Raw genomic sequence first — 14196 nt, forward strand, 5'->3', positions numbered from 1 at the left:
GTGTCAAGCAATCTGTGACGGTGCCGGCGTTTCTTTGGACAGACCCGACGAGCTCGCGATCAGCCGGCGCCTCGGAATGCCGGGGGGCGCAACACCCCGAAAACATCTTGACAATTTTTATAATTGTATAAATTTGGGTGGGAAATTTTACAGATGCGAAATCCTCATGCCCAACCACCACGAAGGCGAAATTGTTTCCGGCGCCATCACCATCGAAGAAGTGGAAGCCTCGCGCCATGATCCCGCGTTGGGTGAGGAGATCCGCAATTTGCGTAAGGCCAAGGGGCTGACCCTTGGAGTCTTTGCCGAGCTGACAGGTTTGTCTATCGGCTTTATCAGTCAGATCGAACGCGGACAGAACCGCCCCTCTGTGACGGCACTTTTCAAGATAAGCCGCGCTTTGGGTGTATCGGTCAGCTGGTTTTTCTCTGCCGCCAGCGCCCCGGATGGTGACAGGGAGACGGCTGTCGTGCGTAAAGGCGAGCGCCGCTCGATCGAATATCTCGATGGCATCACGGACCAGCTGCTTACGCCGACCCTCGGGGGCAAGCTGGAGCTGCTATCCTGCAGGTTTGCACCGGGCAGTGGTGTTGAAACCGTCTATTCCCATAAAGGCGAAGAGGCTGGCGTTGTGATCAGCGGAAAGCTCGATCTCTGGCTTAATGACACGCAGTACCGGCTGAACGCGGGCGACAGCTTTGCTTTTGACAGCTCCACCCCCCATCGCTACCGCAACCCCTCGGACGGGGAAACGGTCGTGATCTGGGCCATTACGCCACCCAATTTCTGACAATATCGCATAAGTAAGGATCCAGCATGAGCCAGACCAGCTTTCCCGCACTCTTTTCGCCCATCACCATCGGGGGACTGACCCTGCGCAATCGTATCGTGTCAACAGGGCATGAAACCCACCTCAACGAACAGGGGCAGATTGGCGATGCGATGATTGCGTATCATGAAGCGCGTGCAAAAGGGGGGGCTGGGTTGATCGTGACCGAAGTGGCGCTGGTCCATTCGAGCGCGGTTTTCGTGGCCGATCCGATTCGTGTGGATACGGATGCGTGCATTCCGGGCTATTCGCGCTTGGCGGAGGCGATCCACCGGCATGATACCGGCCTGATCGCGCAGCTTTTCCATCCCGGACGGGAGATACTGGCCTCGGAAGACGGCACTGCACCTGTCTCTTACAGTGCATCGGCCACACCGAATGAACGCTTCCACGTCATGCCCCGCCCGATGCCTGCCGAAATGATTGCACAGATCATTGCAGCCTTTGGCGATGCGGCGCGGCGGATGCAGACCGCGGGACTGGATGGCGTGGAAATCGTCGGCTCTCATGGCTATTTGCCCGCCCAGTTCCTGAACCCCCACGTCAACAAGCGCACGGATGCGTACGGCGGCTCTCTGGCCAACCGGACACGGTTCATCCGCGAGATCATTGAGGATATACGCCGCAAGACCGATCCGGGCTTTGTCGTGGGGCTTCGGCTCTCCGGCGACGAGTTGAGCCATGAGGGCGTTGATCAATCCGAGATGCTTGATGCGTGCGAAATGATCGGTGCGGACGCGGGGCTTGATTACTTCAGCGTGGTGGCTGGTTCATCGGCAACGCTGGCAGGCTCCATCCATATTGCGCCGCCCATGTTTCAGGAAGCCGGTTATACAGCGCCGCTTGGACAGGGGATCAAGGACCGCACGGGCATCACCACCATTATCACCGGGCGGATCAACCAGCCGCAAGATGCGGAAAAGATCGTAGCCTCGGGGCAGGCAGATATGTGTGGCATGACACGGGCGATGATTTGTGACCCCCAGATCGGCAGTAAAGCCCAAGCTGGGCGCACGGATGACATCCGCGCCTGTATCGGGTGCAATCAAGCCTGCATCGGGCATTTTCACGATGGCTATCCGATTTCCTGCATACAAAATCCGGTAAGCGGTCGGGAAATTCGACTGGGTGAGGTTCCGGCGATTTCAGACAAGCGCCGGATTATGGTCATCGGCGGGGGTCCGGCAGGGATGAAGGCGGCTGCGGTTGCCGCAGAGCGGGGGCATGACGTCACCTTGTTTGAACGCGACTCCCAGCTTGGCGGGCAGACGCGACTTGCCCAGCTGCTTCCGCATCGCGCGGAGTTTGGCGGGATTATCACCAATCTGACACGGGAAATGGAACTTGCAGGCGTCACGATCCGCAAGGGCGTTGCCGTGGATGAGGCAACCATACGTGACCACGGCGCCGATGCGATCATCCTTGCCACAGGTGCCACACCCCGCTGGCCCGATTTTGAAGGACGGGACGACGCCCATGTGGTTGACGCCTGGCAGGTATTGCGCGGGGAGGTGAAAATTGGCAAATCGGTTGTGGTTGCGGACTGGCGCGCGGATTGGATCGGAATCGGCGTGGCTGAGCTTCTTGCCCGGAATGGCCATTCTGTCAGGCTGTCCGTCAACGGTTACATGCCGGGACAGACCATTCAGATGTATGTGCGCGATGCCAGTATCGGGCGTTTGCACAGCCTTGGTGTGGAAACCATTCCCTACACGCGCCTGTTCGGGGCCGACGAGGACAGTGTCTATTTGCAGCATATCATGAACGACGAACCCGTGATCTGCGAAAATGTGGATACACTGGTTCTGTGTCAGGGGCACACACCGGATGATACCATCGAAACAGTTGCACGAGACCTGAACATCCCCTTCCATCTCGCAGGGGATTGCATCGCCCCACGCACAGCCGAGGAAGCCGTACTGGAAGGGCTTCTTGCAGGTCGGGCCGTGTAAAGCGGTGAATTCACAATCCGCCGCGATCCATATGCGGCGCTGACAAAAACGTGAGGGGCTGCCTGCGGTTGGATCCGGCCTGAAATGGGCCGGAGTTCACGCCAGAGCAGCCTCTCACTTGGGGATGCAGACCCCGCAAAAAGCTGCTATTCGGTAGCGAGCGCTCTTGGCGATCCCGCGAACACCACCGGAAATCGGGGAGAACCACTACAAACGCAGTCACGTCACGAAGCTTCGGAATACCAGCTATGCCTCTGAATTCAAAAATAGAACCCTCCGCCCGCCTCTCCGTGGCCCCGATGATGGACTGGACGGACCGGCACTGTCGCTATTTGCATCGGTTGTTGTCCCGTCATACGTTGCTTTACACGGAAATGGTCACTGCGCCTGCGGTGGTTCATGGGGATGTGGAGCGGTTGCTCGGGTTTGATGTGGCAGAGCATCCGGTGGCTTTGCAGTTGGGGGGATCGGATCCACAGCAACTGGCAGAGGCCACGCGGGTGGGGTGTGAATTTGGCTATGGCGAGGTGAATCTGAACGTAGGGTGCCCTTCGGATCGGGTGCAGTCGGGGCGTTTTGGGGCCTGTCTGATGAAGGAACCTGCGCTGGTTGCGGATTGTGTACAGGCCATGATCGAAGCCTCCACGGGGGCCAAGATCACGGTGAAATGCCGCATCGGGGTCGATGATCAGAGTCCTGCTGAAATCCTTCCGGCGTTTCTGGATACAGTGGCGGCGCGGGGGGTCAATTCTTTCACAATTCATGCAAGAATGGCGTGGCTGGACGGGTTAAGCCCGAAAGAAAATAGAGATATTCCACCTCTGGACTATGAACTGGTACACCGGATGAAGGCCGATTTTCCGGAGCTGGAGATCATCCTGAATGGTGGGATTGCGGATCTGGATACAGCGCTGGAGCACATCAACCGCGGACTTGACGGGGCGATGATTGGGCGGGCGGCCTATCACACGCCCACGGATATTCTGGCAACCGCAGACCGCCGCATTTTCGGGCAGGACACTGACACCAGCGCCGAGGATGCGGTGGCCGGAATGCTGCCCTATATCGAAAATCATCTGTCCAATGGCGGTCGGCTTAACCAGATCACGCGGCATATGCTGGGGCTGTTTTCGGGGCGTGCCGGTGCGCGGCAATGGCGCCGGACCCTGTCCGAGCAGGCCCATAAGCCGGGGGCAGGGCCAGAGGTGGTCGAACAGGCCCTGTCGCATCTGACGCAAACGGCTGCGTGAAAATGCTTTAACCCGACGGGGAAGGGCGCTATCCAAAACCGACCTGACCGGAAAGCGAGAATATGCCTGAACTGTCCACCCTGCTGCCGATGATTGTTTTACTTATGGGAATCGGCGGTTTCGCCGGTGTTCTGGCCGGACTGCTCGGGGTGGGGGGCGGCATCATCCTTGTGCCCGCGTTCTATTATGCCTTTTCGGGGCTTGGGTATGACAACGCCCAGCTGATGCAGATTTGTCTGGCGACCTCGCTGGCGACAATTGTGTTTACCTCCATGCGCTCGGTGCAATCCCACCACAAGAAAGGCGCCGTGGACTGGAGCATTCTGCGGGGCTGGGCGCCCGGAATTGCTGTGGGTGCGGTGATTGGCGTTATGGTGGCCACGGGGCTGCGCTCTGCCCAGTTAATGGTCATCTTCGGCTGCCTTGGCATTGTGATCGGTCTCTATCTGGCCTTTGGCAAGGTCCATTGGCGGCTGGGCGAACAGATGCCGCGCGGTATTGTGCAAAGCCTGCTGTCGGCCATCATGGGCTTTATGTCAGTGCTGATGGGCATTGGTGGAGGCAGCTTTGGCGTGCCGACCATGACGTTGTTCGGGGTGCCGATCCACCGCGCCGTGGCCACGGCTGCGGGGTTTGGTCTGGTGATCGCTGTCCCGTCGGTTATCGGCTTTCTGCTCGGCCATCCCGATCCGGTGAACCTGCCGCCCTATACTGTGGGCTACGTGAATATTCCGGCCTTTCTGCTGATCATTTGCATGACCCTTCTGACCGCGCCTCTGGGGGTAAAAGTTGCCCATGCGATGGACCCGAAGCCGCTCAAACGGGTCTTTGCCTTCTTCCTGCTGCTGGTGGCGCTGAACATGCTGCGCAAGGTCTATTTCGGCTGAACAGACAGCCACAATATTGCGCCAGCGCGCGAGTGGTCTAGCGGCGCGTCTGCGTCAGGATCATCTTATCCTGCCGTACAACGGTCTCGTCCAGTTTGGACAGAAAGCTGCTGCCCAGCAGGTTGGAATGACGCAGTCCCTTGGGTGTGACAGCGGCTTTGACCTTGCGCACGGAAATGCCGTCGCCCAGGCGCACCTGATCCAGCGTCACCAGCGCAATATCGAGCGGGCCGGAAGCCGTTGTGACCCGCGTGTCAAACACCAGCGTGTCCATCTCGACACCCGCCGCCTGTGCCGTCGTATAGTTGATCAGTACCAGCGAGGCCCCCGTATCAACCAGCGCCTCGGACTCTGCCTCGTTAAAGGTCACAGTGGTGGAATACAGCCCGTTGCGGGCCGTGATATAGTGTTGTGATACCGTCTCAAGCGAGGCCGCAGACAGGATGACAGTCTCGTTGCGTGCCAGCAGGGTGTCCCGTTGCCATTCCACCGAATATTCCAGCAGCCCGAGGATGATTGTCACAAACAACCCCCATCCCGCATAGCGCAGGGTGTTCCCCCTTGACGGGGTGTTACGCAAAATCTGGCCGATCACCAGTCCGACCAGAAAAATAACCGCAACCGCGGACCATTTCAGATTGGCGTCCAGAACCAGATCCACAAGTTGCACATCCGCCCTTAGGAACACGATGCCCAAAAAGGCTACTATGGCCAGATAAACCCACCGCATGGTGTATGCCCTTAATAAATGTCCTCAATATGTGGGAGGTTAAGGGGATTTTAACCGTTTGTCACCTTTTGGTTTCCAAACCGGCGCACCGGGGCGTTCAGTCCCGTTTTCGTCCGCGCCGTTTGCCGCGCAGTTGCGGGGCGCGTGCGGGCAGCTCTGCCTTGACGCGGGCGCGGTCTTCATCGCTCATCTTTGACCATTGGGCGATTTCGTCAATTGTCCGGTGGCAGCCGATGCACAGGCGCGCCTCGGGGTGGACCACGCAGATTTTCACGCAGGGGCTGTCGATTTCGTTGCGTTTCCAGATCTCGTCCATCAACCGGCCCTCCGGATGTGGGAAAACCTATCGAGCGCGCCTTGCAGGATGTAACCGGCGGCGACATGGTCGATCAGTCCGGCCCGTTTCGCCCGCGAGGTATCAGCCTCGATCAGCGCGCGTTCGGCGGCGACAGTGGACAGACGCTCGTCCCAGAGCAGGATCGGCAGGGGACAACGGGCGAGAAAGTTTCGCGCAAACGCCCGTGTGGACTGGCAGCGCGGGCCTTCGGAGCCGTCCATATTTCGCGGCAGACCCAGCACCAGACCGATGGCATTGGTGCTGTCGATGATCGCCTCTAACGCTGTCGCATCCACGCCGAATTTCTTGCGCCGGATGGTGTCACGCGGGGTGGAGATGGACCAGAAAATATCCGACACCGCCACGCCGATAGTCTTATCGCCAAGGTCTAGCCCCAGCAGCGGTGCATTCTGTTTGACCTGCTCCAGAAACTCTTCGGCGGTTTCATAGGGATTGCTCATTGGGAGACCTCTGCATCCTGTGCCGCCGCACGCAACAGGTCGAGCGCGTTGGGGCTGTTGGCGAATGTGGTTTGCGCCTCTTTCCAGATTGCACTGGCCCGCGCGGTTTCCCCCAGAACACCGTAAGCGCGGATCAGTCGTGCCCATTCCGCCGCTGTTCCCCCTTCGGTGGCCAGCCGCTCTGCCAGCCCCGAAACCATGCCCGCAATCATCGCATTGCGGTCTTCTTCGCTCAGGTTTTGTGCATCCTGCACCGCTTGCGCATCCGGTGACGGGGCGTCCAGATCGGGCGGCGCGATACCGGCCGCACGGGCGACATTGCCGATTTGGCTTCTGATCAGCGGCACCCAGGGCGCATCCGGCGGGCTTTCCTGTAACAGTCCCATCCACATGCGATAGGCCACATCGGGGCGGCCGGTCTGGGCCAGCGACAGGCCGGAATAATACCGTGCCCGTGGGTCGGTCGGATCAATGTTCAGCGCACGCACCAGCGCCTGTTCCGCCTCGGGTGATACATAGCCCCCCGCTGCAAGGATCATGATTTCGCCAAGGTCGGTATAATCCGACCCTTTCGCCTGATCCCCGAGCACATCCATAAGCTGTTGTTGTGCCGCCCGCGCGGCGCCCAGATTGCCAAGCCGCGCCTCGTTGTCCACCAGAAGACGCAAGCCTGTGGCGTCTTCGGGGTTCTGCGCCAGTGCTGCACGCAGTTTCTCTACCAGTTCCGCATGGGCCGGGTCGATTTCAACCGACAGTGCCGGAGCCGTTGACTCTGCGCTAAGCTGGTCCGGCCTGTTTTCCCGCGCCTCTTGCGCCGCAGTAATCCGCGCCTGTAGCGGCATGTCCGGCATTCCGGGACGTCCTATTTCAAGGTAAAGCCAGACAGATCCGGCCAGCGCCAGCCCCACAAAACCGAGCGCAAGCGCCGCTGGTCCCCGTTCAAAGCTGTCGTCTGTTGCACCGGATTGAACGCGCCGGTCTGCAGCCAGCAGGCGCCGGGCGACCTCTGTGCGGGCGGCTTCGGCCTCGGCCGGGGCCAGCACGCCGCGGGCAAGATCCCGTTCCACCTCTGCCAGTTGGTCCTTGTAGACCCCGACATCCCGCGTTCCGGCAGTGGCCACAGCGCTGCGCCGTGTCAGGATCACACGCGCCATTGGCACAGCCACCAACACAATAACCCCAGCAGTCACAAGCCAGAACATAAGCGTCAATCCTTTCACATATTGCCTGCTCCGAATACCGCGCCGCTGACCCAAGTACAAACCCTTAAGCTGCGCGATCGTGGCGCAGAGGGGCGAAATCGCCCGATTGTCGGAAAATCGGTGTCAGATGTCGCAGGGAAAATCCTGCACCCCTGCCAAAACCGCAAAACCGGATAGGAAGGCCCGACACGCAGGGCCCCAAGCCCCCGCCATTAGACCGGAGTTCAACCAATGAGACGCTATTCCGCCTTTGCCATCGCCCGCGAAGCCGCCCGATACCATACGGGCTGGGAACGGGCCTGGGCCTCGCCAGAACCGAAAAGCGAATACGATGTGATCATAGTCGGCGCAGGCGGTCACGGTCTGGCTACGGCCTATTACCTCGGCAAGAATTTCGGCATCACCAATGTGGCGATCATCGAAAAAGGCTGGCTCGGCGGCGGCAACACCGGACGGAACACGACGATCATCCGGTCCAACTACCTGCAGGACCCTTCGGCGGCGATCTATGAAAAAGCCCGCTCGCTCTATGAAACCATGTCGCAGGATCTGAACTACAACGTGATGTTCAGCCCCCGTGGTGTGATGATGCTGGCGCAGACCGAACATGAAATCCGCGGCTACCAGCGCACCGCCCATGCCAACGCCCTGCAAGGCGTGGCGACCGAATTTATCGGCCCCGAAAAGGTCAAGGAACTTTGCCCGATCATTGAACTCAAAGGACCGCGTTTTCCGGTGCTCGGCGCGCTCTGGCAGCCGCGCGCCGGCACGGCCCGCCACGATGCAGTGGCGTGGGGCTATGCGCGGGCCTGTTCGGATATGGGCATGCACATCATCCAGAAATGCGAAGTCACCGGCGTGCATCAGGACAACGGCAAGGTCACGGGTGTTGAAACCACCAAGGGCCGCATCGGTTGTAAGAAACTCGGCATGGTAGTGGCAGGCAACGCCAGTGCGCTGACGGATATGGCAGGTTTCCGCATTCCGCTGGAATCCGTAGCGCTGCAAGCTCTGGTGTCCGAGCCGATCAAACCCTGTATGGACGTTGTGGTTATGGCCAACACGGTCCACGGCTACCTTTCCCAGTCCGACAAGGGCGAGATGGTCATCGGCGGCGGCACGGACGGGTTCAACAACTACACCCAGCGCGGCAGCTTCCATCACATCGAAGAAACCGTCCGCGCATTGGTGGAAACCTTCCCGATGATCTCGCGCCTTAAAATGCTGCGACAGTGGGGCGGGATTGTGGATGTGACGGGGGACCGCTCTCCGATCATCGGTAAAACCCCCCTTGGCAATACATTCATCAACTGCGGTTGGGGCACCGGCGGGTTCAAGGCTATCCCGGGCTCCGGCTGGGCCTTTGCGGAAACCATCGCCAAGGGCGAGCCGGGCGAACTGGCCGCGCCATTTGGCATGGACCGTTTCATTGAAGGCCGCTTCATCGACGAGAGCGTCGCAGCAGGGGTGGCGCACTGATGGACGTTCAACACTGCAAAACCGCCGCCTGCCTGCAATTTCCGAGCATTCGTAAAGGAGTGACCCCATGCTGATCCTGACCTGTCCGAACTGCGGCGTTGCTGCGGATGAAACCGAACTGGGTTCGGGGGGCGAGGCCCATCTGACCCGCTTTGGCGCCGGTTCCTCTGATGCGGATTTTGAAAACTACCTTTTCATGCGCAAGAACGCCCGCGGCGTCCATTTTGAACGCTGGCGCCACAGCTATGGCTGCGGCAAGTGGTTCCACGCCGCCCGCTGCACCACCACGCTGGAAGTTTTCGGAACCTATCCGGCCCAAACCACAGAACCACCGGCAGAGTTGATCGAGAAGATCAAACAGAAACGCCCCGATTTTGAAGGATTCTCCAAATGAGCCTTCTTCTGGCCCGAAATATCCCCGCCGGAGGCTTCTGCCCCCGCCCAACACGCGAGGTTCGAACATGAGCACACGTCTGACAAACCACGGTCGTCTGATAGATCGCAGTGCGCGACTGGAGTTTAACTGGAACGGCAAACGCCTCAAGGGTTTCAAAGGCGATACGCTGGCCTCGGCGCTTCTCGCCAATGGCGAAGTTCTTGTTGGTCGTTCGTTCAAATACCACCGCCCCCGCGGGATTGTGGCCTCTGGCCCTGAAGAGCCCAATGCGCTCGTCGGTCTGGGGCAGGGCGGCAAATACGAACCGAACCAGCGGGCGACGACCACTGAATTGTTCAACGGTCTGACAGCGAAATCCCAGAACCACTGGCCGAGCCTTGAATTTGATGTGGGCGGCGTGAACCGCGTAATGACCCGCTTTTTCCCCGCCGGTTTTTACTATAAAACCTTCATGGCGCCGGCTTTTGCGTGGAAACATGTGTTTGAACCTGTGATCCGCAAGGCCGCCGGTCTCGGCGCAGCCCCCGATCCCGAGGAACGGGATGCGGACCGCTATGAATATTTCTACGCCCATTGCGATGTGCTGGTGATTGGTGGCGGGATTGCCGGACTGGCCGCCGCCCTCCAAGCGGGCAAATCCGGTGCCAAAGTGCTGCTGCTGGAGCAGGAAAACCACTTTGGCGGACGTGCCCCCGTGGACGGTGTGACGGTTGAAGGAAAACCGGCGCAGGACTGGATTGATGCCACGGTTGAAGCACTGGGCAGTATGGAAAACGTAACCATCCGCACCCGCACAATGGGGGCAGGGGTCTATGATCACGGCTATGCGCTCGGCTACGAACGGCTGAGCGATCACGCACCTGAAATTGCAGGGCCGCGTCACCGTCTGTGGCGGATCCGTGCCAAGCGCATCCTGACCGCAACCGGCGCGATCGAGCGTCCGCTGTCCTTTGCGGGCAACGATGTGCCCGGCGTAATGCTGGCAGGTGCTGTACGCGACTACATGATCAACCACGGCGTTTCTGTCGGGGATCGTGTGGTGGTTGCCACCAACAATGACGATGCCTATCGCACCGCCATCGCACTGAAAGAGGCGGGACTTGACGTGCCTGCGGTGATTGACGCGCGCAGCACCGCGACCGGCCCGCTGGTCGAAAAAGCCCGCGCAATGGGTATCCGCGTTGAAACCGGAACCGCGATTTCCTCGGTCTATGGCAATAAGAAAGTCACCTCGGTCGGGCTGTGTAAACAGTCGGGCGAGGGCACCAAAACGGATGAACTCGAATGTGATGCGGTTGCCATGTCCGGCGGCTGGTCTCCGGTGGTGCATCTGTGGTCCCATTGCGGCGGCAAGCTGAACTGGGACAGCGAAATGGCCATGTTCCGGCCCGATCCTTCCCGCCCGCCAATGGGCGCAGACGGGGAAGGGTTTGTGCTGGTCGCAGGCACCGCCAACGGCCATCTCGACGCCGCTGCCGCCATTGCCGACGGTCACACCGTTGGGGCGCAGGCCGCGACTGAGGCCGGTTTTGACGCCAAAGACAGTGCCGCACCCGTGGCCGAGTCCGAGGCCGAAGGCCCGATCCTTGCGGTCTGGTCCATGCCTCAGGGTCAGAACAAGAAACTGCAAATGAAAACCTTCCTCGACTATCAGAACGACGTGAAAGTGTCGGATGTGCGTCTGGCGGCACAGGAAGGCTATGAAAGCGTCGAACACACCAAGCGTTACACCACGCTTGGCATGGCGACGGATCAGGGGAAACTGTCTAATATTAACGGTCTGGCGGTTCTGGCGGACAGTCTGAACGCGGAAATTCCGCAGGTGGGCACCACAACATTCCGTCCGCCCTATCACCCGATTTCCATGGGCGCTATCGCGGGCGAGGCCCGTGGCGGTCTCTTCAAAGTGTTGCGGCGCACGCCAATGCACGATTGGACCGACAGCAACGGCGGCGTTTGGGAACCTGTGGCGGACTGGCGGCGGCCCTATTGCTACCAACAAGCGGGCGAGAGCGTAAAAGAAGCGGTAAACCGTGAAATCCTGCAAACCCGCAACAGCGTGTCGATCCTTGATGCCTCCACCCTTGGGAAGATCATCGTCAAAGGGCCGGACGCGGGCAAATTCCTCGACATGCTTTACACCAACATGATGAGCACGCTGAAAGTTGGACGCTGCCGTTATGGTCTGATGTGTTCGGAAAACGGGTTCCTGTCTGATGACGGCGTTGTGGCGCGGCTGGATGAGAACACCTTCCTGTGTCACACCACCTCCGGCGGGTCCGATCGTATCCACGCTTGGATGGAAGAGTGGCTGCAAACCGAATGGTGGGACTGGAAAGTCTACACCGCCAATGTCACCGAGCAATATGCGCAGATCGGTATCGTCGGCCCCAACGCCCGCAAGGTGCTGGAGAAGATGGGCACCGATATGGACCTGAGCGCCGAAGCGTTGCCGTTCATGGCGTTTGCCGACGGGGAAATCGCGGGCATCAAGGCACGGCCCTACCGGATTTCCTTCTCGGGCGAGCTGTCCTACGAGGTTGCGGTTCCCGCTGCACAAGGACAGGCGTTCTGGGATGCTGCCCTTGCCGCGGGTGCGGAATTCGGCATCACTCCATATGGCACCGAAGCCCTGCACGTCATGCGGGCGGAAAAGGGCTTTATCATGATCGGGGACGAAACCGATGGTACGGTTATCCCGCAGGATCTGGGGCTGAACTGGGCGATTTCCAAGAAGAAAGAGGACTTTCTTGGCAAACGCGCCCAACAGCGTCCCCATATGGTGGACCCGAAACGCTGGCGTCTGGTAGGGTTGGAAACCGAAGACCCTTCGGTTGTGATCCCGGACGGGGCTTATGCGGTGGATGGCACCACACGGGCCAATGGGGTGAAACATATGATCGGGCGGATTACATCGACCTATTATTCGCCAACGTTGAAACGCTCTATCGCGATGGGGCTGGTTGAGGACGGGCCGGAGCGGATGGGCGACACCATCATGTTTGCCCGCACCGACGGCACCACCATAAACGCCAAAATCGTCGATCCGGTATTTCTGGACAAAGAAGGAGCACGGCAAAATGTCTGATGCAGTCAGTGTTGTAAACGGCGCCTCTTTTGATGGCGCGGTACAGGTCAAGGATGCAGGTCTGGTCGGAATGGTCACGCTGCGCGGGGATCTGGGGTCGGAAAAACTGGCCAGCGGGGTGAAATCCGCAATCGGACTGACCCTGCCGGAGGCGCGCGGCGTGAAGGCCGGCACCAAGGGCGGTGTCGCGTGGATGTCCCCGGACGAATTGCTGTTGTTCTGCGACTACGAACAGGCAGACGCGTTGGTTGGGAAACTGGACAAAGCGCTGGCCGGAGAGCATTTTCTGGCGGTGAACGTCTCGGATGCGCGGGCCAGCTTTACCCTGACAGGATCGGGCGTGCGTGAGGTGATCGCCAAGGGCAGCCCTGCCGATCTGTCGCCGGAGGCGTTCAAACAGGGCGAAATCCGCCGCTCCCGTCTGGGGCAGGTGGCAGTTGCCTTCTGGCTGTCCGCGCCCGACACGATGGAACTGGTCTGTTTCCGCAGTGTCGGGGAATTTGTCTATGACTGGCTTTGTGTTGCGGCGGAGAAGGGCAGTTTGCCCGAAATTTTCAACGCCGGTTAAGCATAATAGCAGGTTAAAGCGGGGCGGCTGTTGCGGTGACTTTTGATCCGCACGGCCGCCCCGCCTTATTTTTGGCCTGAAATAAGGCAATCCGCCTTAATTTCCTAAGTTATAATAAACAAAAGATAATTCACATATTTTACGCGCGTTAAATTTATGTTGGTTGATCCGTCAACCATATAATTACCTTCAAATTGGTTCAATTGCTCCCTAGTTCAGCCCGATTCCCGAGCGACAACAGGTTTCAGAAAAACGAAACCAAAGCTCTAGCCGGTCGCAGTCCGGTAACAGGAGAGAAACCATGTTGAAACTTTGTAAGATTGTCGGCCTTTTTGCCCTCGCAGCCACAACCTCGGCCTGTGTGTCCAATCCGTCCTCGCGGAACGCGGTGATCGAAGCGCCCCGTCCGGTATCGGCGGTGGCTGCCTCACAAACTCAGATGGGTTTCTTCCCCGAGCCTCTGGCCACGACGGTTGCTGCGGCTCCGGCACCGGCCCTGACATCGCTTTACAAGGTTGTGGACGTTCAGGTTCAGGTTCCCGACTATCTGGTTGTCTCCGAAGCAGATGTTTACCTGCCCAAAGCGGATATTGTCTGGCGTGAAGACCCGCTGGGCAACCGTTACCAACAGGTAGAGACCATCATCGAGGACGCACTGCGCAAGGGCACGGCACCGCTGAACGGCGAAAAAGAGGTTATTCTGGCGGCACGGGTGGGCATGTTCCACGCGCTGACGGAAAAGACCCGCAACTCTATCGGCGGCAAGCATAACGTGCAGTTCGACTATGTGCTGCTGGATGCGAAAACCCGCCAGCCGGTGACGGTGGTGCAAAAGGTTGATGCCTCGCTCAAAGCCTATGGTGGCAGCCGCGCCTACCGCGCCATGCGCGAGGGCCAAACCCAGAAAGTGCGGATTACAAACCATGTGGCGGGTATCGTGCAAACCGCGCTGACAACCGGCACGGACGCCTGATCGAGACTATATTTCGCGATGAACGGTCCCCGAGGGGGCCGTT

13 protein-coding genes are annotated in these 14196 nt (G+C 59.4%); 9 read left to right on the forward strand and 4 right to left on the reverse strand.

What is annotated here, in order from left to right; translation table 11 throughout:
• Nucleotides 1-166: 166 nt before the first annotated feature.
• The 4 genes from BFV97_RS13045 to BFV97_RS13060 all read left to right on the forward strand — a co-directional run bounded on the left by BFV97_RS13045 (nt 167) and on the right by BFV97_RS13060 (nt 4918).
• Nucleotides 167-790 (forward strand): cupin domain-containing protein, encoded by a 624-nt coding sequence (locus BFV97_RS13045; protein ID WP_069300907.1) that lies wholly within the window; start codon nt 167-169, stop codon nt 788-790.
• Between the two features lie 26 nt (nt 791-816).
• On the forward strand, nt 817-2781 hold the full coding sequence (locus BFV97_RS13050; protein ID WP_069300827.1) for an oxidoreductase: 1965 nt from the start codon (nt 817-819) through the stop codon (nt 2779-2781).
• Nucleotides 2782-3029: 248 nt separating this feature from the next.
• Nucleotides 3030-4031, forward strand: coding sequence for a tRNA dihydrouridine(20/20a) synthase DusA (gene dusA / locus BFV97_RS13055; RefSeq protein ID WP_069300828.1), 1002 nt, complete (start codon nt 3030-3032; stop codon nt 4029-4031).
• Between the two features lie 62 nt (nt 4032-4093).
• Nucleotides 4094-4918 carry a sulfite exporter TauE/SafE family protein gene (locus BFV97_RS13060; RefSeq protein ID WP_069300829.1) on the forward strand — a complete coding sequence of 275 codons (825 nt, stop codon included), beginning with the start codon at nt 4094-4096 and terminating at the stop codon, nt 4916-4918.
• A 37-nt stretch (nt 4919-4955) separates the two neighbouring features.
• Here BFV97_RS13060 and BFV97_RS13065 read toward each other — a convergent pair whose 3' ends face one another.
• The 4 genes from BFV97_RS13065 to ccmI form a co-directional block, all read right to left on the reverse strand.
• On the reverse strand, nt 4956-5648 hold the full coding sequence (locus BFV97_RS13065) for a retropepsin-like aspartic protease family protein (RefSeq protein ID WP_069300830.1): 693 nt from the start codon (nt 5646-5648) through the stop codon (nt 4956-4958).
• A gap of 97 nt (nt 5649-5745) precedes the next feature.
• Nucleotides 5746-5967 (reverse strand): DUF1289 domain-containing protein, encoded by a 222-nt coding sequence (locus tag BFV97_RS13070; RefSeq protein ID WP_069300831.1) that lies wholly within the window; start codon nt 5965-5967, stop codon nt 5746-5748.
• On the reverse strand, nt 5964-6446 hold the full coding sequence (gene ruvX / locus BFV97_RS13075) for a Holliday junction resolvase RuvX (RefSeq protein WP_069300832.1): 483 nt from the start codon (nt 6444-6446) through the stop codon (nt 5964-5966). The genes BFV97_RS13070 and ruvX overlap by 4 nt, the downstream gene beginning before the upstream one ends.
• Nucleotides 6443-7648, reverse strand: a complete 1206-nt coding sequence (ccmI, locus tag BFV97_RS13080) for a c-type cytochrome biogenesis protein CcmI (RefSeq protein ID WP_069300833.1) — start codon at nt 7646-7648, stop codon at nt 6443-6445. The genes ruvX and ccmI overlap by 4 nt, the downstream gene beginning before the upstream one ends.
• Nucleotides 7649-7879: 231 nt before the next feature.
• Here ccmI and BFV97_RS13085 point away from each other — a divergent pair, with 231 nt between their 5' ends.
• The 5 genes from BFV97_RS13085 to BFV97_RS13105 all read left to right on the forward strand — a co-directional run bounded on the left by BFV97_RS13085 (nt 7880) and on the right by BFV97_RS13105 (nt 14153).
• Nucleotides 7880-9127 carry a sarcosine oxidase subunit beta family protein gene (locus BFV97_RS13085; RefSeq protein WP_069300834.1) on the forward strand — a complete coding sequence of 416 codons (1248 nt, stop codon included), beginning with the start codon at nt 7880-7882 and terminating at the stop codon, nt 9125-9127.
• 67 nt (nt 9128-9194) lie between these two features.
• Nucleotides 9195-9521, forward strand: a complete 327-nt coding sequence (locus tag BFV97_RS13090; protein WP_069300835.1) for a sarcosine oxidase subunit delta — start codon at nt 9195-9197, stop codon at nt 9519-9521.
• Nucleotides 9522-9588: 67 nt separating this feature from the next.
• Nucleotides 9589-12612 (forward strand): sarcosine oxidase subunit alpha family protein, encoded by a 3024-nt coding sequence (locus tag BFV97_RS13095; protein ID WP_069300836.1) that lies wholly within the window; start codon nt 9589-9591, stop codon nt 12610-12612.
• On the forward strand, nt 12605-13180 hold the full coding sequence (locus tag BFV97_RS13100) for a sarcosine oxidase subunit gamma (protein ID WP_069300837.1): 576 nt from the start codon (nt 12605-12607) through the stop codon (nt 13178-13180). The genes BFV97_RS13095 and BFV97_RS13100 overlap by 8 nt, the downstream gene beginning before the upstream one ends.
• 301 nt (nt 13181-13481) lie before the next feature.
• Nucleotides 13482-14153, forward strand: coding sequence for a DUF6778 family protein (locus tag BFV97_RS13105; protein ID WP_083225636.1), 672 nt, complete (start codon nt 13482-13484; stop codon nt 14151-14153).
• Nucleotides 14154-14196 lie beyond the last annotated feature (43 nt).

The organism is Neptunicoccus sediminis, assembly GCF_001719615.1.
GTDB lineage: Bacteria > Pseudomonadota > Alphaproteobacteria > Rhodobacterales > Rhodobacteraceae > Amylibacter > Amylibacter sediminis.